General features: G+C 42.9%; 22 protein-coding genes. 20 read left to right on the forward strand and 2 right to left on the reverse strand.

The annotated features are described in order from the left end of the window. The first annotated feature begins 66 nt into the window (after window positions 1–66). The 18 genes from FHW88_RS13010 to FHW88_RS13095 all read left to right on the forward strand — a co-directional run bounded on the left by FHW88_RS13010 (window position 67) and on the right by FHW88_RS13095 (window position 18559). Window positions 67–2451 (forward strand): alpha-L-rhamnosidase N-terminal domain-containing protein, encoded by a 2385-nt coding sequence (locus FHW88_RS13010; RefSeq protein ID WP_176625899.1) that lies wholly within the window; start codon window positions 67–69, stop codon window positions 2449–2451. 242 nt (window positions 2452–2693) lie between these two features. After that, the gene (locus FHW88_RS13015) at window positions 2694–3449 is read left to right on the forward strand and encodes an ROK family protein (protein WP_090532325.1); all 756 of its coding nucleotides are present in this window, start codon (window positions 2694–2696) and stop codon (window positions 3447–3449) included. Window positions 3450–3487: 38 nt separating this feature from the next. Next, on the forward strand, window positions 3488–5491 hold the full coding sequence (gene tkt / locus FHW88_RS13020; protein WP_176625901.1) for a transketolase: 2004 nt from the start codon (window positions 3488–3490) through the stop codon (window positions 5489–5491). A gap of 73 nt (window positions 5492–5564) precedes the next feature. Further along, window positions 5565–6272: a ribose 5-phosphate isomerase A gene (gene rpiA / locus FHW88_RS13025; protein WP_176625903.1), complete on the forward strand. Its 708-nt coding sequence runs from the start codon at window positions 5565–5567 to the stop codon at window positions 6270–6272. Between the two features lie 268 nt (window positions 6273–6540). Beyond that, window positions 6541–7629: a transaldolase gene (tal, locus tag FHW88_RS13030; protein ID WP_176625905.1), complete on the forward strand. Its 1089-nt coding sequence runs from the start codon at window positions 6541–6543 to the stop codon at window positions 7627–7629. Window positions 7630–7733: 104 nt separating this feature from the next. Beyond that, the gene (locus FHW88_RS13035; protein ID WP_129568969.1) at window positions 7734–8360 is read left to right on the forward strand and encodes an HAD family hydrolase; all 627 of its coding nucleotides are present in this window, start codon (window positions 7734–7736) and stop codon (window positions 8358–8360) included. Continuing rightward, window positions 8357–9781, forward strand: coding sequence for an NADP-dependent phosphogluconate dehydrogenase (gndA, locus tag FHW88_RS13040; RefSeq protein WP_176625907.1), 1425 nt, complete (start codon window positions 8357–8359; stop codon window positions 9779–9781). Before FHW88_RS13035 ends, gndA begins: the two co-directional genes overlap by 4 nt. Before the next feature lie 26 nt (window positions 9782–9807). Next, window positions 9808–11322, forward strand: coding sequence for a glucose-6-phosphate dehydrogenase (gene zwf, locus FHW88_RS13045; RefSeq protein ID WP_090532336.1), 1515 nt, complete (start codon window positions 9808–9810; stop codon window positions 11320–11322). A gap of 7 nt (window positions 11323–11329) precedes the next feature. Further along, a complete protein-coding gene (gene pgl / locus FHW88_RS13050; RefSeq protein ID WP_090532338.1) occupies window positions 11330–12061 on the forward strand; it encodes a 6-phosphogluconolactonase in 732 nt (243 codons plus the stop codon). A 392-nt stretch (window positions 12062–12453) separates the two neighbouring features. Beyond that, complete coding sequence (locus FHW88_RS13055; protein WP_176625909.1) at window positions 12454–13056, forward strand: outer membrane beta-barrel protein; 603 nt, start codon at window positions 12454–12456, stop codon at window positions 13054–13056. A 173-nt stretch (window positions 13057–13229) separates the two neighbouring features. Continuing rightward, complete coding sequence (locus tag FHW88_RS13060) at window positions 13230–14678, forward strand: sigma-54-dependent transcriptional regulator (RefSeq protein ID WP_176625911.1); 1449 nt, start codon at window positions 13230–13232, stop codon at window positions 14676–14678. A gap of 1 nt (window position 14679) precedes the next feature. Then, the gene (locus FHW88_RS13065; protein WP_176625913.1) at window positions 14680–14883 is read left to right on the forward strand and encodes a hypothetical protein; all 204 of its coding nucleotides are present in this window, start codon (window positions 14680–14682) and stop codon (window positions 14881–14883) included. A gap of 78 nt (window positions 14884–14961) precedes the next feature. Beyond that, window positions 14962–15996 carry an AI-2E family transporter gene (locus tag FHW88_RS13070; protein ID WP_176625915.1) on the forward strand — a complete coding sequence of 345 codons (1035 nt, stop codon included), beginning with the start codon at window positions 14962–14964 and terminating at the stop codon, window positions 15994–15996. A 163-nt stretch (window positions 15997–16159) separates the two neighbouring features. Further along, entirely contained in the window at window positions 16160–16426 is a 267-nt protein-coding gene (locus FHW88_RS13075) for a YtxH domain-containing protein (protein ID WP_090532345.1), read from the forward strand. A 61-nt stretch (window positions 16427–16487) separates the two neighbouring features. After that, window positions 16488–16838, forward strand: a complete 351-nt coding sequence (locus tag FHW88_RS13080) for a phage holin family protein (protein ID WP_167516304.1) — start codon at window positions 16488–16490, stop codon at window positions 16836–16838. A gap of 3 nt (window positions 16839–16841) precedes the next feature. Next, the gene (locus FHW88_RS13085; RefSeq protein ID WP_176625917.1) at window positions 16842–17288 is read left to right on the forward strand and encodes a hypothetical protein; all 447 of its coding nucleotides are present in this window, start codon (window positions 16842–16844) and stop codon (window positions 17286–17288) included. Between the two features lie 279 nt (window positions 17289–17567). Further along, window positions 17568–18227 (forward strand): tRNA (guanosine(46)-N7)-methyltransferase TrmB, encoded by a 660-nt coding sequence (trmB, locus tag FHW88_RS13090; RefSeq protein WP_176625919.1) that lies wholly within the window; start codon window positions 17568–17570, stop codon window positions 18225–18227. Continuing rightward, complete coding sequence (locus tag FHW88_RS13095; RefSeq protein WP_176625920.1) at window positions 18227–18559, forward strand: MGMT family protein; 333 nt, start codon at window positions 18227–18229, stop codon at window positions 18557–18559. The genes trmB and FHW88_RS13095 overlap by 1 nt, the downstream gene beginning before the upstream one ends. 379 nt (window positions 18560–18938) lie before the next feature. Here the strand turns inward: FHW88_RS13095 and FHW88_RS13100 are convergent, their stop codons facing one another. After that, window positions 18939–19298 (reverse strand): VOC family protein, encoded by a 360-nt coding sequence (locus FHW88_RS13100; RefSeq protein ID WP_176625922.1) that lies wholly within the window; start codon window positions 19296–19298, stop codon window positions 18939–18941. A gap of 127 nt (window positions 19299–19425) precedes the next feature. Next, the gene (locus FHW88_RS13105; RefSeq protein ID WP_176625924.1) at window positions 19426–19803 is read right to left on the reverse strand and encodes a VOC family protein; all 378 of its coding nucleotides are present in this window, start codon (window positions 19801–19803) and stop codon (window positions 19426–19428) included. A gap of 121 nt (window positions 19804–19924) precedes the next feature. On the opposite strand from FHW88_RS13105, the gene FHW88_RS13110 reads away from it, so the two are divergent. Both FHW88_RS13110 and FHW88_RS13115 read left to right on the forward strand, forming a co-directional pair. Then, on the forward strand, window positions 19925–20269 hold the full coding sequence (locus tag FHW88_RS13110; protein WP_176625926.1) for a carboxymuconolactone decarboxylase family protein: 345 nt from the start codon (window positions 19925–19927) through the stop codon (window positions 20267–20269). 126 nt (window positions 20270–20395) lie between these two features. Further along, complete coding sequence (locus FHW88_RS13115) at window positions 20396–20965, forward strand: DNA-3-methyladenine glycosylase I (protein ID WP_176625928.1); 570 nt, start codon at window positions 20396–20398, stop codon at window positions 20963–20965. The last annotated feature ends 130 nt before the right edge of the window (window positions 20966–21095 follow it).

The raw sequence follows: 21095 nt of genomic DNA on the forward strand, positions 1-21095 counted from the left end.
AATCCCGCTTTAATTGTAATTTAGCTGTGCAGGCAATTGCCAATCACCTATAAACCACGCTACTTCATGAGGCTTTTCTTAAAACGCAGCTTTTTTGCAGTCTTTCTGTTTATTACAGCATCAGCTTATGCGCAAACCATCAGTCCGGCGCTTTTAAAACATCAGTGGAAAGCCTCCTGGATCACCGTTCCGCAGGAATCTTTAAAGGAATACGGGGTTTATTATTTCAGGAAAAACATTGACCTTGCCGCTAAACCTTCATCCTTTATTGTTCATGTATCTGCCGATAACCGGTATAAGCTTTATGTTAACCAAACCTTGGTTTCATTAGGCCCTGCACGCGGAGATACTTATTACTGGAATTATGAAACGGTTGATCTGGCACCATATCTTCAACCGGGCAAAAATATCATCGCTGCTGTGGTTTGGAACGATGGCGATTATCGCCCCGAAGCGCAGATCTCGCTGCAAACAGGTTTCATTATGCAGGGCGATACGCCAAATGAAGAAATAATCAATACCAATAAAACCTGGAAATGTATCCGTGATAAATCATTTAAGCCTATCACCGGTATAGGCTGGCATCCCTATTATGTTGCCGGGCCGGGCGAGCGGATAGATTTAAACCTCTCTATAAAAGATTGGAACACGACCGGGCTTGATGACAGTAGCTGGAAAAATGCTATCCGTATTGACAACGGAAATCCCAAAGGCGTAACCAATGCCTTTGGCTGGATGCTGGTTCCATCGTCAATACCCGCCATGGAAATGACCTTGCAAAGGATCCCGGTTTTACGGAAGGCGGATGGGGTAACTGTTTCATCTACATTCCCGGCAACAAAAACAGCGGGTATTATCCCGGCTAATACGTCGGCTACTTTATTGCTCGATCAAACCTATTTAACTAACGCGTTTTTAACCCTCAATTTCAGCAAGGGCAAAAACGCCGGTATTGGCATTACTTATACCGAATCGCTTTTTAAAAGCTTAAGTGGCCCGGAAGGCCCGGTTAAAGGTAACCGGAATGATGTGGATGGAAAGATCTTTGTTGGCAGGCGCGACAGCATAGTTGCTGACGGCGCCTCCGGCAATTCATTTACTACCTTAACATGGCGCACTTTCAGGTATATCGAAGTAAAAATAACCACCAAAGATGAGCCATTGGTTATTGACGATATCTATGGAACATTCACCGGGTATCCATTTAAAATGAATGCTAAACTGGAAACTTCCAACCCCGAAATGCAGCAGATGCTGGATATTGGCTGGCGCACCGCCCGCCTTTGCGCCGGCGAAACTTATACCGACTGTCCATACTATGAACAGCTGCAATACGTTGGCGATACCCGCATCCAGGCGCTGGTATCTTTTTATAATAGCGGCGATGACCGCCTGGTGCGCAACGCCATCAACCAGATGGATCATTCCCGCCTGGCCGAAGGGATCACGCTAAGCCGTCACCCCTCGTTCTCGCCCCAAATTATTTCCACCTTTTCGCTCTGGTATATCGGCATGCTGCATGATTACTGGATGTACCGGCCCGATAGTTTATTTATTAAAGACAAGCAGCCCGGCATGCGCGATGTGCTCAATTTTTTCAGCAAGTATCAGCAAGCCGATGGCTCCTTAAAAGATACCCCGTACTGGACATTTGTTGACTGGGTTAATGACAAAGGCTGGGATTTTGGACAGGCCCCTAAAAGCGCCAAAGGCACTTCGGCTATATTAGATCTGCAGTTGATGTGGGCCTATCGGCAGGCCGCCGAAATAGAAGCAAAAATGGGAATGCCCGCGTTTGCTGAAATGTACAAGGCCAAAGCAGCGCAATTAAAAACCGCTATCCAAAGTAAATACTGGGATGCTGGCAAAAAACTTTATGCCGATACCGAGGACAAGCAATTATTTTCACAGCATACCAATTCTATAGCAATATTAGCAGGTATGGTATCCAATGCCACAGCGCATAACATCAGCTTAAAATTATTGAATGACAGCACACTCACCAAATGCACTATCTACTTTAAATATTACCTGCACCAGGCCATGGTTAAAGGCGGTTTCGGCGATGATTATTTAAACTGGCTTAACATCTGGCGGGATAATATCAAAATGGGCTTAACCACCTGGGCCGAAATCTCCGACCTTGACCATAACCGCTCCGATTGTCACGCCTGGGGTGCAAGTCCGAATATTGAATTTTACCGTACTGTTTTAGGCGTGGATACGTACGCGCCGGGTTTCAGCAAAATAAAAATTGAGCCGCATTTGGGCCAGATCAGAAATATCAGCGGTGAAGTGCCTCACCCTAACGGAAAAGTTTATGCCAAATATGTGTTCGATAAAGGAAAATGGAGTATCAACATAGCGCTCCCCAAAAACACATCGGGCATTTTTGTGTGGAAAGGAAAAACTTTTACACTTAAAACAGGTAATAACAGTTTAAGCATTTGAAAAAAATAACCGGGGTATTTACATTTTACCTTAATTGCACTGATTTTGCCACGCATAAGTAAAATACTTTTAAATATTGACTCGTTAAATAAAAGCAACGCTAACTTTACCTTTGTTGCTTCAATGGGATAAATTGATTTTATCACATTATTTAACAATTTGATATTATTAAAATGTGATATTTATGCGCTGGGAACTAAGGTTTTCACCAAATTGCCAACCAGCTAAATAAATTACGCTAAATGAAAAAAACACCATCCCAATTAAGGGTTCTCTCAATCGATATCGGTGGATCACACATTAAAGCCACTATCCTGAATAAAAAAGGGGATTTAAAAATGGAGTACGACAAGATACCTACTCCCGCTCCTGCAAATCCCGAAAACGTTATAAAAGCTATCAACACCCTTGTGAAGGATTTTCCGGCATATGATAAAATATCGGTTGGTTTTCCGGGCTATGTAAAAAATGGGGTTGTTAAAACCGCGCCTAACCTGGGCACCGATTATTGGGCTGATGTTGATTTAAGCAAAAAACTGGAAAAAGCATTAGGCAAACCAACACAGGTTGTAAACGATGCCGATATGCAGGGCCTTGGCGTTGTTGCCGGGAAAGGCCTTGAAATGGTGATAACTCTGGGCACAGGTTTTGGTACTGCTTTGTTAATGGATGGTCATTTATTGCCCCACTTTGAACTGGCACACCTCCCGATAAAAGAAGGCATTACCTATGATAACTATATAGGCGAGAAGGCTTTGGAGAAAGAAGGCAAAGAGAAATGGAACAAACGAATGAAGAAGGTTTTCAAAATATTGAAAACTGTATTCAATTACGATACTTTATACATTGGCGGCGGCAATTCAGATGAGCTTACTTTTAAGCTTGATAAAAACATGAAAATAGTTACCAATGCCGATGGTATCAAAGGTGGCGCGAGGCTTTGGCTCAGCGAGGACGAAAGTAAAACCAAGCGCAAAATTGCAACACCTACCGAGTAAATTAAAAACTAACACTAACTACAATACCTGATAACAAAATGGAAAACCAACAAGACATAGAAAAATTGGCTATTGATACCGTAAGGGTATTGGCAGCCGATGCTGTGCAAAAAGCAAACTCAGGCCACCCTGGTACAGCTATGGCGCTGGCACCAATGGGCCACGTTTTATGGACAAAGTTTTTAAATTACAACCCTAAAAACCCTGATTGGGCAAACCGCGACAGGTTTATCCTTTCGGCGGGCCACGCTTGTATTTTACAGTACAACTTTTTGTATTTAATGGGCTATGATCTTTCGTTAGATGACATCAAACAATTTCGCCAGCTAAACAGCAAAACGGCCGGTCACCCTGAATATGGTTTGGCTCCGGGCATTGAAGTAACTACCGGTCCGCTGGGGCAGGGTTTTGCCAATGCTGTGGGCTTTGCCATCGCGCAAAAACATTTGGCCGCACGTTACAATAAGCCAGGTTTCGAGCTATTCAATTACAATATTTACACCATCTGTAGCGATGGCGACTTGATGGAAGGTGTAACTTCCGAAGCGGCATCATTGGCTGGTCACCTGCAATTGGGTAACCTGATCTATTTATATGATGACAACCACATCTCTATTGAAGGCAGCACTGATATTGCTTTTAATGAAGATGTAAGCGCCCGTTTCCGCGCATACGGCTGGCACGTGCAGGACCTTACTGACGTAAACGATACCCACGCGCTTGAGCTGGCTTTGATCAATGCCAAAGCCGAAACTCAGAAACCGTCATTTATCCGCGTTCGCTCGCTGATTGCCTATGGTAGCCCTAATAAGTCGGGCACTGCAGGTTCACATGGTTCGCCGCTTGGCGCCGATGAAATTAAACTGGTAAAACAATTCTTCGGTTTCGATCCTGAAAAATCATTCAACGTACCCGACGAGGTGCTGGATTACTATCACAAAAAAGGTGCACGCGGCGCTGCAGTTGAAGAAAAATGGAACAAATTATTTGCAGATTATAAAGCAAAATTCCCTGAATTAGCAGCCGAATACGAAGCTGCCGCGAAAGGCGAACTACCTGCGGGCTGGAAAGATAAATTGCCGGTATTTAAAGGTTCGGACCCTAAAATGGCAACCCGCCAGGCTTCAGGCAAAGTATTAAACGCTATTGCGCCGGCATTGCCAAACCTTATTGGCGGTGCGGCCGACCTTGCCCCATCAACAGAAACCAACCTGAAAGAGTACGATTCGTTTACATCAGAAAACCGTGCAGGCCGCAACTTCCACTTCGGAATCCGTGAGCATGCCATGGGTTCGGCTTTAAATGGTATGGCTTTAACCAAAGGCTTATTGCCATTTGGTGCTACGTTCCTGATGTTCTCTGAGTATATGCGCCCGCCAATCCGTTTGGCAGCCATCATGAAAATAAACCCGATTTTTGTTTATACCCATGACAGTATCGGCTTGGGCGAGGATGGTACTACTCACCAGCCTATTGAGCAATTGGCTTCTTTACGTTCGATACCAAACTTAACCGTGATCCGTCCGGCTGATGCCAACGAAAGCGCGCATGCATGGCGTGTTGCCATCGAGAAAAAAGGCGGCCCAACTGTGCTGATCTTCACCCGTCAGGGCTTACCTATCCTTGATCAGGACAAATATGGCAAAGCCGAAAACCTGGAAAAAGGTGCTTACATCCTTTCAGAAGGCAGCAAAGGCCCTGATTTGATCCTGATCGCTACCGGATCTGAAGTCGCTTTAATTATGCAGGCACAGGAAAAACTGGAAGCTGAAGGCATTTCAACCCGCGTGGTAAGTATGCCATCATGGGAATTGTTTGAAAAACAGGATGCGGCTTATAAAGAATCAGTATTCCCTAAAGCAAGTAAAAAACGTTTGGCGGTTGAAATGGCATCACCAATGGGCTGGCACAAATACATCACCGACGAAGGCGATATGCTGGGCATGACCACCTTTGGTGAATCGGCCCCTGCCGAAGACCTGTACAAACACTTCGGCTTTACTGTTGATAACGTTGTTAAAAAAGCAAAAGCTCTTTTATAGAGGCAAGAAATCAAGAGTCAGGAATCAAGATTTTCCTGGCTCTTGACTCTTGACTTCTTGATTCTAAACTAACATGAACTGGAACAGCAACCTGATAAATAACCTGGAGTGGGCCGATAAGATTATCAATATCGAAGGCAAACAAAAGGTAGCTGCCGAAATAGCGGCAAAAGTTAAGGATGGCGATATTATAGGTGTTGGCTCGGGTTCAACATCATACCTGGCTTTGGTGGCCATTGCCCAAAGGGTAAAAGATGAAAAGCTGAATGTAAAGGCTATCCCTACTTCGGTAGAGCTTTCTATGTTTTGCGCCAAATTAGGTTTGCCTGTTACAACACTGTATGAATATAAACCCGATTGGCTTTTTGACGGAGCAGATGAGGTTGACCCCGACAAAAGCCTGATCAAAGGGCGCGGCGGGGCTATGTTTAAAGAGAAGTTGCTCATCAGCTCAAGTGAAGTAAGTTATATTATAGTTGATGAGTCGAAAATGGTTGATAAATTAGGCTCGAAATTTCCGGTACCTATCGAGGTTTTCCCGCAGGCATTGCCTTATGTGGAAAAGGAGCTGAAAAGTTTAGGGGCCATCGAAATAGCTATCCGTCCGGCAAAAGGTAAAGACGGCCCGATAATTTCAGAAAATGGCAACCTTGTATTGGATTGCAAATTCGATGAAATTGGTAAAAGTTTTGAAAGGGATATTAAATCGATAACAGGTGTAATTGAAAGCGGGCTTTTTATCGGCTTTGATGTAAATATTATCATGGCCTCGAACAGTTAGATTTAGCCTTAAGTCGACATCTTTAGTCCGAAATCTTAAAGAAAATGAGACTTTTGATTTGCTAATTCTAATTTAAGACTAAAAACCGGCATTTACTGCTAAAAACTGCAGACTTACCCCGGAAATGTTAACAAAGTATGATATAAATCTTACAATTACTGACATTCTTATTAAGAACTTTACATAATAGACCGATTTGGTAGCAATTTTTACTACCTTCATCGCGCTTTTAACAAAATAATTAACAAACACAAAAACAAACCCTATTATGGCAACTAATAACGTAGCGCAGATACATGGTTTTGGTCAGAGTATCTGGCTTGATTTTATTGACCGTGAGATCATTTCATCAGGAAAACTTAAACAATTAATTGACGTTGACGGCGTACGCGGCGTTACTTCAAACCCTGCAATTTTTGAAAAGGCTATCAGCAGCAGTTCTGATTATGATGCTGATATTGCCGCGCTCAAATCTGAAAGCGACAACGAAAAGCTGTTTTTTGAAATAGCTGTTAAAGATATCCAGGCTGCTGCCGACCTGTTTAAAGGCGTTTACGAAGAATCAAACAAAGTTGATGGTTACGTAAGCCTTGAGGTTTCTCCGTTCCTGGCTTTAGATACTGAAGGTACTGCTAAACAAGCCGAAGAACTTTGGAAAAAAGTTAACCGCGAAAACGTAATGATCAAAATCCCTGGCACTAAACCAGGTTTGGCCGCTATTCAGCAATCTATTGCAAAAGGCATCAACATTAACGTTACCCTGCTGTTTGGTTTAGAGCGTTACGAAGAAGTAACCGAAGCTTACATTGCCGGTTTGGAAGAGCACTTAGCTGCAGGTCATAAAATTGCCCACATTGCGTCAGTAGCCAGTTTCTTCCTGAGCCGTATTGATGTTGTTGTGGACCCGATCATTGAAGCAAAAGGCGAAAAAGAGCTGTATGGTGAGGTCGCAATCGCATCAGCTAAAAAAGCATACGAAATTTATAAAAGGGTATTCAGCAGCGAAAGGTGGAAAAAACTTGCCGAGCAAGGTGCACAACCACAGCGTTTATTATGGGCAAGTACAGGTAGTAAAAACCCTGCTTTTAAAGATACCAAATATGTTGAGGCATTAATTGGCCCGGACACAGTTGATACCGTTCCTTTGGAAACTGTTGACGCTTTCCGTGATCATGGTGTTGCTGCAAACACGTTAGAAACCGGTTTAGATAAAGCTACCGGGATCTTAGCCAAACTACCATCTTTAGGTATCGACCTTGCTGCTGTAACCCAGCAGTTAGAAGATGAAGGCATCGAAAAATTCAACAAGCCATTTGAAAAGTTGTTGAACGCCATCGAAACACAGAAGAATAAGTAATCAAGTTCTAAGTCTTAAGTCGGAAGTCTTAAGTTCGAAGTCGGGATTATCTCTTTGACTTTGAACTTAGGACTTAGGCTAACGACTTCAATACAAATACATCTATGGAAGTTGCTGATCTGAAGATCCTTTTTTTTGACGTGGGCGGCATTTTGCTGTCGAACGGATGGGGGCATGAGGCGCGCGAAGAAGCGGCCAAACGTTTTAACCTTGATTACGACGAAGTTAACGCGCTGCATAATTTCATTTTTAACGTATATGAAATTGGTAGCATCACGCTCGACGAATACCTTGATACGGTGATATTTAACCACCCGCGGGATTTTGTACGCGAAGATTTTAAGGATTTTATCTATTCTACCTCTGTTGAATTGCCTATGCTGCAATTCCTGAAAGATTGGAAAAAAGATTGCGGCTTCCGCATTATATCAGTGAACAACGAGGGTAAGGAGCTAAACGATTATAGGGTACGTAAGTTTAAGCTGCATGAATGTTTTGATGCCTTTGTATCATCATGCGAAGTAAAAATGCGTAAACCTGATCCGGGTATCTGGCAGTTAGCTATGGGTATAGCCCAGGTATCGCCTCAGCAATGCGTTTATTTCGACGACAGGAAAATGTTTGTCGATACCGCGCAAAAATTAGGCATCCGGTCGTTCCAGCATACCAGCCTCGAAAACACTAAGAAAATTTTAGAAACTCTTAAAAAAGAAAACCTCAAAACAACATGAGCGCAACAGAAAATAAATACGCCTTTGGTATGATAGGCCTGGGTGTTATGGGTCGCAGCCTGCTGCTGAACATGGCCGATCATGGCTTCGCGGTGGCCGGGCACGATAAAGATACCGGTAAAGTAGATTCATTGAACCAGGAAGCTGGTGACAGGGCCGCCAAGGGCTTTGCCGATGTTAAAGAATTTATACACAGCCTTACCACACCAAGGGCTATCATGATGTTAGTGCCTGCCGGTAAAATTGTTGACGCTGTAATTGAGGAATTAACCCCGTTATTGGAAAAAGGCGATATCCTGATTGATGGCGGTAACTCGCACTTTACTGATACAAACCGTCGTGTTGAGGAACTGGAGGCTAAAGGCCTGCATTTCTTCGGTATGGGTGTATCAGGCGGTGAAGAGGGTGCCCGTCGCGGCCCAAGCATGATGCCGGGCGGTGATAAGGATGCTTATGCTGTGATGAAACCTATTTTTGAAGCCATCGCTGCTAAAGTTAATGGCGAACCTTGTGTTACTTACATTGGCCCTGGCGCATCAGGTCACTTTGTTAAAATGGTTCACAATGGTATCGAGTACGGTATCATGCAGGTAATTGCCGAAACTTATGAGATCCTTAAAAAAGGCTTAAAGTTAGGTAACGACGAAATTGGCGATCTGTTCACTAAATGGAACGAAGGCCGTTTACAGTCATTCCTTTTAGATATCACCAAAGATATTTTCAAATACAAAGCACCTGGAACCGATCATTTATTGTTAGATGATATTAAGGACGAAGCGAAAGCTAAAGGCACAGGTAAATGGACGTCGCAGGTGGCTATGGATTTGGTAACTCCAATCCCAACCATCGATACATCGGTATCTATGCGCGATCTTTCAAAATACAAATCACTGCGCGAAAAAGCTTCTGCCCTTTATAACGACCCTATCGAGCTTAAAGGCGATAAGGAGGAGTTATTGGTTGCTTTAGAGCAGGCTTTCTATTTTACCAGCATCCTTACTTATGCACAGGGTATGCACCTGCTTACCAAAGCATCTGAAGAATATAAATATGACCTACATTTAGGCGAAATTGCCAAGATCTGGAGAGGCGGCTGTATCATCCGTTCAGAGTTTTTGAATGACATTTACAACGCTTACAATAAAGATCAGGCACTGCCTCACCTGTTGCTTGACAGTGATATACAGGCATTGGTTGCCGGTACCTTACCAGGCATCAGGAAAGTATTATCGGCTACTATTGCTGCCGGTGTTGCTGCTCCTGGTTATGCTTCAGCATTGAGCTATTTTGATGCTTTCCGCAGCGAAAGAATGCCTTCAAACCTTACCCAGGCCCAGCGTGATTATTTTGGCGCGCACACTTATGAGCTGATTGGTAAAGAAGGCACCTTCCATACACAATGGGCTCCGGCAAACGACTAATTGACGCTATTAATTAAAACAAAACAATGAGCACAACAGCTAAATCAGACCCTACCATATTTATCATTTTTGGTGGAACGGGAGATTTGAACTCCCGGAAAATTGCGCCGGCCCTATATAATCTATTTTTAGATGGATGGATGCCCAAACAATTTTCAATCATTGGTACCGGTCGTACCAAGCTAACCGACGAGCAGTTCAGAGAAAACCTATATAAAGATATCAACCAGTTTTCGCGCAGCGGTAAAACGGATGATAAACAATGGGCCGAATTTGTAAAAAACGTTTATTACCAGGTATCTGACGCTACTGATTTTGAAACATACAAAGAATTTGGCAAACGCATTGAGAAACACAACGCCGAGTGGAAAACTAAGGCAAACGTGTTGTTTTACCTTGCGGTAGCGCCTAATTTCTTCCCGATCATTGCCTCAAACATATCAAAAGCTAAACTGGCCGATGATAAAAAACGTGTAAGGATCATCATTGAGAAGCCATTTGGACACGACCTGGAAACTGCAAAAGATCTGAACCAGTTATTGAAAAGCATTTTTGATGAATGCCAGATCTATCGTATCGATCATTACCTGGGTAAAGAAACTGTTCAAAATATCATGGCTTTCCGTTTTGCCAACTCCATTATGGAGCCGTTATGGAACCGTAACCATATTGAGCACGTACAAATTTCAGTTACCGAGCAATTGGGCGTTGAAGAACGCGGCGACTATTATGATGGCTCAGGTGCGATGAGGGATATGATCCAGAACCACCTGCTGCAATTGCTTTGCCACGTGGCTATGGAACCTCCTATCAGTTTTAGCGCCGACGAAGTACGCGACCGCAAAGTTGACGTATTGAAAGCAATGCGCAAGTTTACCGCTGAAGACGTACGTAACTCAACAGTTAGGGGCCAATACGGCAGCGGATGGATGAAAGGTAAAGAAGTACCGGGATACCGCGAAGAACCAAAAGTTAATCCGGAATCAAATACCGAAACTTTTGCAGCAATTAAGTTCTTCATCGACAACTGGCGCTGGCAAGGTGTACCATTCTACTTGCGTACAGGTAAAAGAATGCACCAGTCATCTTCAGTTATCACTATCCAGTTTAAAGATGTCCCTCACCAGATTTTCCCGGCCGAAGCTACTGAAAGCTGGCAGCAAAACAGGTTGATCATCAGCATTCAGCCAGAGATGAGCATCCGTTTGCAGGTTCAGGCTAAACGCCCGGGTATCGATATGGTATTAAACGCCGTTGATATGGTGTTTGACTATAAAGGTACTTATACCAACCAGGCGCCTGAAGCTTATGAAACACTGATCCTGGATACCATGATGGGCGATCAAACCCTGTTTATGCGTGGTGACCAGGTTGAGGCAGCATGGGAACTGGTAATGCCGATACTAAACACATGGCAAAATAAAAAGAGCCTTAACTTCCCTAATTATTCGGCCGATTCATGGGGCCCTGAAGCAGCAGAAGCTTTAATTGCCCGCGACGGTTATAATTGGTTTACTTTACCTGTAAACGGTAAAAAATAAAAAGCTGATGAAACTGAATATCTATAACACGGAAGGTGAAGTTTTAACCGGGCTGGCAGATCACTTTGTTACCCTGGCTACCGAAGCTATTAACAAAAACGGGAAGTTCAGTGTGGCGCTTTCGGGCGGCAGCTCACCTAAAAAGCTATACGAACTATTAGCTTCAACAACATACGCCGACCAGGTGAACTGGGAAAAGGTTTTCTTCTTTTTTGGCGATGAGCGCAACGTGCCACATGACCATAAGGACAGCAACTACCTAATGGCAAAAAAAGCGTTGTTTGAGCCATTGATGATCAGTCCGGCACAGATTTTCCCGGTTGAGACATCGTTTGGCCCTGCCGAAGCCGCTGCCAAATACTGGGAGGTGATCTCGGCGTTTTTTGATGATGGCGAAGCTAGTTTTGACCTGGTGCTGTTAGGCTTAGGCGATAACTCGCACACCGCATCATTATTCCCTTATACGCCGGTGTTACATGACCGTGTGCCTGGTGTAAAAGAAGTATGGCTTGAAGACCAGCAGGTATGGCGCATTACCCTCAACGCACCGCTTATTAATGATGCTGCTCAAATAGCATTCTTAGTTTACGGCGCAGGCAAGGCAGAAGCTGTAAAACACATCCTGGAAGATGATGAGGATATTGAGCTTTATCCGGCACAGCTTATTGATTCCATATCCGGCGAAGTAGAATGGTTCCTCGATGAACCCGCTGCTGCCGAATTGGAGAATAAAGAATAATATCCGCTATTATTTTTAGCAACTAAAGGGCTTGGGCGTTTGCTTAAGCCCTTTTTGTTTTGTGCAGTTCTGTAATGATTACCGGATGCACATTGCTCACCAAATTCACAGGATTTTTTTTGGCATTTAGTCGTTTCGCCCAATTTCACGCAGAATTCATCATTTTTCGGGTCAAAAACACATGCTAAGCCAATGTTAATTTTGACAGAAAAACAGCAATTACGACGGCATTTTACACTGCCCTGACTAAAATACCCATAGGGTCAAAAAATAAATTACTATTAATCAATCGATTAAATATTCATGACTTTTGGATGAAAAATCGCATCTGATTTGTGTTGTTAATTTGCTGTGTGTTTAAAACAACATATATCAAAAACACAACAATAGTTATGAAAAATTTATTCAAAGTTTCAGCATTAGCCCTTGCATTTGCAGGCTTAGCATTTGGTGCAAAAGCACAAACAACCACACCTACTACCCCTTCAACAACATCAACTACAACAAACAATGGAATCCGTTATAGCATAGGCGTTGAAGCAGGTTTACCTGTTGGCAATTTCAAAGACAACTACAAATGGAATTTAGGCGGTTCGGTACAGGCCGATATCCCGGTTCTTTCAAACCAGTTATTTGTTACAGTTAACGCAGGTTACAATAACATTTTTGGTAAAAAAGATATTGGCGGTGTACAAGGCCTTGATCAAACCGATTTTCATTTGATCCCGGTTAAAGCAGGTTTGAAATACTTCCCTATCAGCAACTTCTACGTACAAGGTGAAGCTGGTGCTGCATTCCTGTTAAACAAATCTGACGTTGGCGCTAATAAATCAACTGCATTTGTTTACGCTCCGCAAATTGGTGTTCAGTTCCCGGTGAGTGCAAGCAGCTTTATTGATGCCGGTATCCGCTATGAAGCAACCACCAAATATGCTACCGGCGTTGATGCAAGCAAAGTTAACTTTATAGGTTTACGTGTAGCGTACGGCTTTTAATATATGGCCCTACATATACCTTGATATCAAAAGGGGAGCTCATTCGGGCTCCCCTTTTTTATTATGTTTTTTTAGTTGATATGAACCTTTATAATTAAATAAATCGTATAAATTAGCACATTGTTTGTATTTTGACACGTAATATTACATTTACCGCACAATAATTGCTGAATATGAAAAGGATCCTCATCATTGATGATGAAGTTAATGTGGCGTTATTGCTATCGAAGTTTTTGACGCGGAATGGGTTTGACGTTAGTACGGCATCAAGCGGTACCGGGGGGATGGAAGCGTTGAAAAATGGTGAATATCAACTTGTACTATGTGATTTCAGGCTCGAAGATACCGACGGCCGCGAAATGCTCCGCAATATTAAAATTCAATATCCTAAAACAGGGGTTATCATCATCACCGGCTATTCAGATATTAAAATGGCGGTTGAGCTTATTAAAATGGGGGCCTATGATTATATCACCAAGCCGCTGTATCCTGATGAAATATTAAATACTATTAATAAGGCCCTTGAAACCCACCATGCCCTGGTTGAAATTGACGAGGAGCCCCAGGCGACTATTTTACCTGAGAAAACTAAAGTTAACACTGTAAAAAAAACCGTTTTTGCAGCCGAATTTGTAACCGGCACCAGCCGCGCGTCAAAAGAGCTTGCCCGGCAGATAGAACTGGTGGCTCCAACAAACTACAGTGTTATTATTTTAGGCGAAAGCGGTACCGGAAAAGAATCCGTAGCGAAAAGCATTCACCTCAACAGTCCGCGGCATAACCAGCCTTTTATAGCAATGGATTGCGGTTCTTTAACCAAGGAGCTCGCGGCAAGTGAATTTTTTGGCCACGAAAAGGGTTCATTTACCGGCGCTTTATATACTAAAATAGGCCACTTTGAAATGGCTAACGGAGGCACTTTATTTTTAGATGAAGTGGGCAACCTTTCGTACGAGATCCAGGCAGCTTTACTTCGTACCGTACAGGAACGTAAGGTCAAAAGAATAGGCAGCACCAAGGAGATCGATCTTGATGTACGTATTATCATTGCCACCAACGAGAACCTGCAGGAAGGGATTCAGAAGGGCCGTTTCCGCGAAGATCTTTATCATCGCTTTAACGAGTTTAGCATTTACATGCCGCCATTACGTGAGCGCGGCCATGATATTATATTACTGGCCGAACATTTTTTGAAGATAGCCAACCAGGAGCTCGGACGCAATGTTGAATCGTTTTCGCAGGAGGTCGTGGATTGCTTTATGAACTACCGCTGGCCGGGCAATATCCGAGAGCTTAAAAATGTGATCCGCCGTGCAGCGCTTTTAGCCGAGGGCAATGAGATCACGCTTAAAGCATTGCCGCTTGAAATGTCGACCTATAAATTATCGTACGAAACGGCTAATCATTATACGCAGCATCATCATGCCACAGCGCACGTGGCAGAAGCCCCTGAGGCTAAAGAACCCCGTCATGACCTTAAAAATGCCGCGCTCGAGGCCGAGTATGAAACAATTATAAGGGTGTTAAGGGAAGTTAATTTCAACAAAACCAAAGCTGCCGAGATCCTGAATATCGACCGCAAAACGCTTTATAATAAAATGAAGGCCATTAACCTTAAGTAAAATGGGGGCTTATGAAGAAAAGGACGATGCCGAGGCCCTGCGTAAATTAAGGCACGATATAAAAAACCAATTATCAAACATTCACCTGGCGCTTGAGCAATTACGGTATGAAATACCCAATCCAACATCAGACTGTTTGTTTTACATGGATACCATAGAAATAAGTTCAATCCGGATCAATACCCTGCTTAACGATACTAATTAAAGGCGTTGCAATTAATGCTTGAAACGCTAAAACTTTTTGGCGTTTTTTTGTTTAAGCAAGTATCAATCAACAGCCTACATGTCAGTCTTCAATTATAAGCAGCGCAACAATATTATCCTGGCGAGTATCATTATACTTGGCTGTTTTTTATTATATGCGCTCAGCAGCTTGTTTAGCTCAATTCTTGGCGCAGTAGTGCTGTTCACCATTTTTCGTCCCCTTTACATTAATCTTGCCGAAAACAAAGGATGGAACCGCTCGCTGGTGGCCCTGCTTATAATTTTTATATCGCTTATCGTTATCGTGATCCCTTTCTTAACACTAAGCATAATGGTTGTGGGTAAAATTTCAAGCATCAACCTTAAAGATCTCCCTATTGACCAATGGATCTCAAAAATCGATGCCTTTGCCGGCGCTAACCTTAATCAACCTCATTTTGCCGAAGACACGTTACAAAAATTAAGCACCTTTGCCACCGGCCTCTTCCCGTCTATACTGGGCAGCGCGGCCAACACCATATTGACCCTGCTGGTTTTGTATATTATACTGTATTTCATGTTTACACAAATTCGTGAATTTGAGGCCGGGCTGTTGAAATATGCGCCATTCAGGGAGCAGCATGCATTGAAATTTGCCAACGCCCTGCGCGACTCTACCTATTCAAACGTTTTAGGCCAGGGAATTATAGCACTTACGCAAGGAATATTACTGGCCAACGGATTTTGGATATTCGGCATTCCCGACCCGATTTTTTGGGGGGTTATCGCTATCTTTATTTCGTTTTTACCGGTGGTAGGTGCACCAACACTTTGTATCCCGGCAAGCATTGTATTGTTTGCACAGGGGCACAACTGGCAGGGGGTAGCGTTGCTGGCTTATGGTTTATTGTTCATTGGCAATATTGATAACTTTTTGCGCATGATCATTAACAAGCGTGTAGCCAACACACACCCTATTATTTCAATAATAGGCGTTTTTATAGGCCTGCCCCTTTTCGGAATCCTGGGCCTGGTGTTTGGCCCGGTATTGTTATCCTATTTCCTGCTGCTGATGGAAATTTATGAAACAAACCGCATGGCGGCCGACAGGCTTGAACGGATAAACAGCGTATAAAATATACCGTACAGCCCTGAATAGTTTTGTGAACACAGGGTAAAATTTATTTGGCTGATAAAAGTTAATTTATACTTAAATAAAAATAATTGTGCCAAATGCACATATTTGGCAGGATATTTACACGTAACTAATCAAATGTTCAACTTTTAATTATATTACAATGAATGATAACTCAAAAGTAGTTGTTGCATTGCTTGCCGGTTTAGCAGCAGGGGCAGCGTTAGGTATTTTGTTTGCACCTGATAAAGGCAATGAAACCCGCGACAAGCTTACCGAATCATTAAAAAACCTGGGAGAGTCGATAAAAGATACCGCGGCTGCCGAAATTGACAACCTGGTTGGCTTAAAAGACAAAGTTGTTGAAAACATCAAGTCGAAAATTAAAGGTGCCGAAGAAGAATACCAGGACGATCTTGAGCACGCATAAGCATGTATAACACCAATCCCGGATGCGGATAAAACAACATCCGGGATATATAACCTTACCCATGGAAGATAAAAAAGAGACTCAACCACCAGTACCCCCAATAGTTGATCAGTTAAAGGAATATGCCGAAACCCGGTTTAAACTTTTAAAATACGAAGCTATTGAAGGTGGTACCTCCATATTAGCAAGCATCATTGCCGATTTGGTGACTGTAATAAGCATGGTACTGGCTTTTCTTTTTGCGAGTGTTACTTTAGGCTTTTTTCTTGCCGATATCTTACACTCCTACTGGATGGGTTTTGGATGTATTGCCGTGCTTTACTTTTTGATAGCCATGTTTATCAAGATATTTAAACGACACCTTGAAAGGCCGCTTATCAACATCTTTATTCAAAAAATATTTAAAAGATAAACCATGGATCTTCATATCACCAACATCAGCGATCTGCAAGCCGAAATATTCAGGTTAAAAACGCTTGAAAAACAGCAATCGGTGGCTTTGAAGGCCCGCGTCAACAGCCCCTCTGCTTTATTTTCAACTGTGCTTACGCTGTTCCCGCGTTCAAATGATACCGATGGTGTAAAAAATACCAGTTTTTTTCATCCCGATATTCTCAACCTGATCTCCAGGTTCGTGATTCCGCTTACATTGAATAAAACGCTTTTTAAACACTCCAACTTTTTGGTAAAAACACTGGTTGGCCTGGTATCACAAAAGGCTTCAAACTATGTTAATGAGGATACCGTGAGCAGCATTTGGGACAAAGCAAAAGCGCTTTTCGCCAAATTCACCAAAAAGAAAGATGACGCGGCATACAAACCTGCGCCATATGTTAAGCCTGTAGGCGGGTCTGTCGTATAATAATTTTTACACGAATTTTTCGAATTGAGACGAATTTCACGAATTAGAATTAAGTTTAATCTTTGAACTTCGTGTAATTCGATTATTTGCTGCTCAATCTGCAAATCAATTCGTGTTAAAAATTCCCACACGAATTTTGCTAATTATTCGAATTTCTCAAACCTGCTATACAGATCCATTAAACCAATTCGTGCAATTCGATTTAATTGCTCTGCAACAAGCAAATCATTCGTGTTAAAATAATTTCAATATTTTTGCGCTTTATTTTAAAAACGTAAAGTGGGAAAAGATAAGTTAAGGCGCTTTGCCGAGGTTGAAACCTTTAGTAATGTATTGCAATTAGATGCCGGCAAACCTTTCAAAGGCCAATGGAGCCGCGAATTTTTCAAGAACGACAACCCGGTAGTACTTGAACTGGCCTGCGGCAAAGGTGAATATACCGTGAACCTTGCCCGCATGTTCCCTGATAAAAATTTCATTGGTATCGACTATAAAGGCAACCGCATCTGGCGCGGTGCAAAAACAGCTATTGAAGATGGTGTGCCCAATGTTGCTTTCCTGCGCATTCAGATCGAGAACCTGCTCGATTATTTCGCTCCCGGCGAAGTAGATGAGATCTGGATCACCTTTCCCGATCCGCAACCGCAGATAAGCCGCGAAAAAAAGCGATTAACTTCACCACGGTTCTTAGATAAATATATCGTCGTCTTAAAACCAGGTGGCTGTGTTAACCTTAAAACAGATAACGATGGATTGCATGCTTATACCGCCGAAAAAATTGACGAGTTGAAGCTGAATCTGCACGTTAAAACTGAAGACCTCTACAATTCAGCATATGCCGATGAGGTGCTATCTATTAAAACCTACTACGAGAAAAAATATTTAAAGGATAACAAAAACATTAACTACCTTAAGTTTTCATTTACCGAAAACGCCTGATGGAGGATATTAATTTTTTTGAAAAAGTTTACCAGGTAGCCCGGCTCATTCCGCCGGGACGGGTAACCTCATATGGCGCTATTGCAGTCTATCTTGGCACCAAAGGCTCATCGCGCATGGTAGGCTGGGCCATGCAAGCGGCCGGGAATGTAAAGCCTCCGGTACCTGCTCACAGGGTAGTAAACCGGCAGGGCTTGCTAACGGCAAAAGCCCATTTCGGTGGCAACCGCATGGCCGAAATGCTGGAAAGTGAAGGCGTAAAAGTAGTTGACGATCAGATCCAGGATTTCAAATCGCATTTTTGGGACCCGATGGTGGAGCTGGCGTTGTAAACTCCCGCTAAACTCATTTAACCATGTCATTGCGCAGCGCGGCAATCGCACGGAAGCATAACCGCCCTGTATAGTATGTGGTTGCTTCGTCGTTTCTCCTTATAATGACGTGATTGTAAGTTATTGATTATCAAAAGTGAATTTTGGTTTTTAATGATAATGTGGGCGTTGCCTCCGGCCCGGGCTATCCGCTACAAGTCCTCGCCTTGCCCACACACAAGGTCTCCGCACGCTGTGGGCTATCCGCTACTATCCCTAACGCTGCCCTACGCACCATACCTTAAATATACCAACGCGGAGACGTCATTTAGTTTTTTTCCAGGATTCCCTGATGGTTACTGCAACGACATATTTTTATCTCATCATCTGTTAATTTAATTCACTCCGTAAACTGCAACAACTCCATCCTGTTCCCAAATGGATCAATAAATGAAAACCGCGTGCGATCTGGAAGAACAGGTTCTTCCCAAAACTCAACGCCATAGTTTTCCAGGTGCCGGCGGGCTTCTGCAATATCAGTAACCTCAAAGGCCGTATGCCGCGATGTGCGCGGTAAAGCATCTTCGGTACTTAAATGAAGCTGGATATTTGATATCTGAAACCAGTAACCTTTTGAATTAAAGGCCGGTCGTTCTATCCGTTGTAACCCCACCACGTCGGTATAAAAAATCCTTGCTTCTTCCAGCCGTTCTAACGGAACGCAAACCTGGATATGGTCGGCACGTTTAAAGTTGATCATATTATAAAAAGGCGTCATTGCGGGGTACGAAGCAATCGCGAACTATACAGAGAAACTTGCTTAGTCGCTCCGCTGTTTTGGGATTGCTTCGCACCTCGCAATGACGATTTGTTAATCAGTAAGTTATTTATTCATGCTCGGCAAAAGTGAGCACATAACCGTTATTATCTTTTATGGAAAATTCGGTAGCGCCATAAAAGGTAGTTTCGAGGCCTTTTAGTACGGTTACTTTATCCTTTATTTCTTCAAAAAAAGCACGGATATTTTTCAGGTTGATGTACAACAGTAATGAGCCGCCGTCGGTACGGCTTATCTCAGGCAGATCATCGGCCAGGCTGCTAAAGGTTTGGAACATCATGGTAACGCTTCCGTTAGTCATCATGACCCAAACAAGATCGGGCCCAGTTTCGGGTACACTCATGGCTACTTTAAAACCAAGCAGTTCATAGAAGCTGATGGTTGCGGCGATGTCTTTCACAAAAATATTGGGCGATAGGCTTTCCATAATTATCCGGTAAATTTTGTTAGTAATGTTACCGGATAAAAATAAAGATTTATACTTTTGATTGCTAATTAATTTAGCTTTATTAGCTAAAATATTTATCCGCTCATTAATTCAACATACCGTGGGAAAACTTGTAGAAGAATTTGACGCCTATCGCTCTAAAATGAACGACAGGATCATGGAAACCGCCAATACCAACATTAAACGCTTTTTTGCGCTTGATACCACCAGCTATGCCGAAGGTGCACTGGATGTTAAAACCAAAGAAATGCTTGGCCTGGTAGCCAGCATGGTTTTACGCTGCGACGATTGCATCAAATACCATCTCGGCAAATGCCACGAAGCCGGCGTCAACAATGATGAAATGAACGAGATTTTTATGATTGCCAATTTGGTTGGCGGATCAATAGTTATTCCGCATTACCGCAGGGCTGTTGAATATTGGGATGAGCTGAACGAACAATAAAATAACCTCACCACGTCATTGCGAGGCACGAAGCAATCGCGAACTATACAGAGCGGCTCTGCTAATCGAGGATTGCTTCGTTCCTCGCAATGACGTGATTTATAATCAACATAAACCTTGTAAAACATGACCGATCAAACAAATCCAAAAGACCTAATCCGCTGCTCCTGGGCAGGCACCGACGAACTGTACATCAAATATCACGATGAAGAATGGGGCAAAGAAGTTCATGACGATCATACCTTATTTGAATTTCTGATATTAGAATCCGCACAGGCCGGGCTTAGCTGGATCACTATATTACGCCGCCGCGAAGGCTACCGCAAGGCATTTGCCAATTTTGATGTGCAAAAAGTAGCAGCTTTTACCGATGAAGATGTTGAGCGCTTAATGCATGACGAGGGTATCATCCGTAACAGACTTAAAATATTAGCCGCTATCAACAATGCTAAACTGTTCATCGGTATACAAAAAGAATTTGGTTCGTTTGATAGATACCTGTATAGCTTTATGCCCGATGGAAAGCCAATCGTAAATCATTCGCACAAAATACCGGCTACCAGCCCCGAATCTGACGCCATCAGTAAGGACATGAAAAAGCGGGGTTTTAAGTTTTTCGGCAGTACTATTTGTTATGCCCACATGCAGGCCACCGGTATGGTAAATGATCATATTCCTGATTGCAGCTTCAAATAAAACAAACACGAATCTTCACGAATGTGATCGAATTACGCAAATTGATAATGAAATTAAAACCATGCAATTCATTAAAAATCGTGTTCTTTGCATAAACACCGGCATCAAAAAATTCGAGTCAATTAGCTTA

Source organism: Mucilaginibacter sp. SG538B, from assembly GCF_013376065.1.
GTDB classification, from domain to species: domain Bacteria; phylum Bacteroidota; class Bacteroidia; order Sphingobacteriales; family Sphingobacteriaceae; genus Mucilaginibacter; species Mucilaginibacter rubeus.

Excerpts from the sequence above, each read along its gene's own strand:
- FHW88_RS13010 (WP_176625899.1), top strand. The coding sequence starts at position 67 with ATGAGGCTTTTCTTAAAACGCAGCTTTTTTGCAGTCTTTCTGTTTATT.
- FHW88_RS13015 (WP_090532325.1), top strand. The coding sequence starts at position 2,694 with ATGAAAAAAACACCATCCCAATTAAGGGTTCTCTCAATCGATATCGGT.
- tkt (WP_176625901.1), top strand. The coding sequence starts at position 3,488 with ATGGAAAACCAACAAGACATAGAAAAATTGGCTATTGATACCGTAAGG.
- rpiA (WP_176625903.1), top strand. The coding sequence starts at position 5,565 with ATGAACTGGAACAGCAACCTGATAAATAACCTGGAGTGGGCCGATAAG.
- tal (WP_176625905.1), top strand. The coding sequence starts at position 6,541 with ATGGCAACTAATAACGTAGCGCAGATACATGGTTTTGGTCAGAGTATC.
- FHW88_RS13035 (WP_129568969.1), top strand. The coding sequence starts at position 7,734 with ATGGAAGTTGCTGATCTGAAGATCCTTTTTTTTGACGTGGGCGGCATT.
- gndA (WP_176625907.1), top strand. The coding sequence starts at position 8,357 with ATGAGCGCAACAGAAAATAAATACGCCTTTGGTATGATAGGCCTGGGT.
- zwf (WP_090532336.1), top strand. The coding sequence starts at position 9,808 with ATGAGCACAACAGCTAAATCAGACCCTACCATATTTATCATTTTTGGT.
- pgl (WP_090532338.1), top strand. The coding sequence starts at position 11,330 with ATGAAACTGAATATCTATAACACGGAAGGTGAAGTTTTAACCGGGCTG.
- FHW88_RS13055 (WP_176625909.1), top strand. The coding sequence starts at position 12,454 with ATGAAAAATTTATTCAAAGTTTCAGCATTAGCCCTTGCATTTGCAGGC.
- FHW88_RS13060 (WP_176625911.1), top strand. The coding sequence starts at position 13,230 with ATGAAAAGGATCCTCATCATTGATGATGAAGTTAATGTGGCGTTATTG.
- FHW88_RS13065 (WP_176625913.1), top strand. The coding sequence starts at position 14,680 with ATGGGGGCTTATGAAGAAAAGGACGATGCCGAGGCCCTGCGTAAATTA.
- FHW88_RS13070 (WP_176625915.1), top strand. The coding sequence starts at position 14,962 with ATGTCAGTCTTCAATTATAAGCAGCGCAACAATATTATCCTGGCGAGT.
- FHW88_RS13075 (WP_090532345.1), top strand. The coding sequence starts at position 16,160 with ATGAATGATAACTCAAAAGTAGTTGTTGCATTGCTTGCCGGTTTAGCA.
- FHW88_RS13080 (WP_167516304.1), top strand. The coding sequence starts at position 16,488 with ATGGAAGATAAAAAAGAGACTCAACCACCAGTACCCCCAATAGTTGAT.
- FHW88_RS13085 (WP_176625917.1), top strand. The coding sequence starts at position 16,842 with ATGGATCTTCATATCACCAACATCAGCGATCTGCAAGCCGAAATATTC.
- FHW88_RS13095 (WP_176625920.1), top strand. The coding sequence starts at position 18,227 with ATGGAGGATATTAATTTTTTTGAAAAAGTTTACCAGGTAGCCCGGCTC.
- FHW88_RS13100 (WP_176625922.1), bottom strand. The coding sequence starts at position 19,298 with ATGATCAACTTTAAACGTGCCGACCATATCCAGGTTTGCGTTCCGTTA.
- FHW88_RS13105 (WP_176625924.1), bottom strand. The coding sequence starts at position 19,803 with ATGGAAAGCCTATCGCCCAATATTTTTGTGAAAGACATCGCCGCAACC.
- FHW88_RS13115 (WP_176625928.1), top strand. The coding sequence starts at position 20,396 with ATGACCGATCAAACAAATCCAAAAGACCTAATCCGCTGCTCCTGGGCA.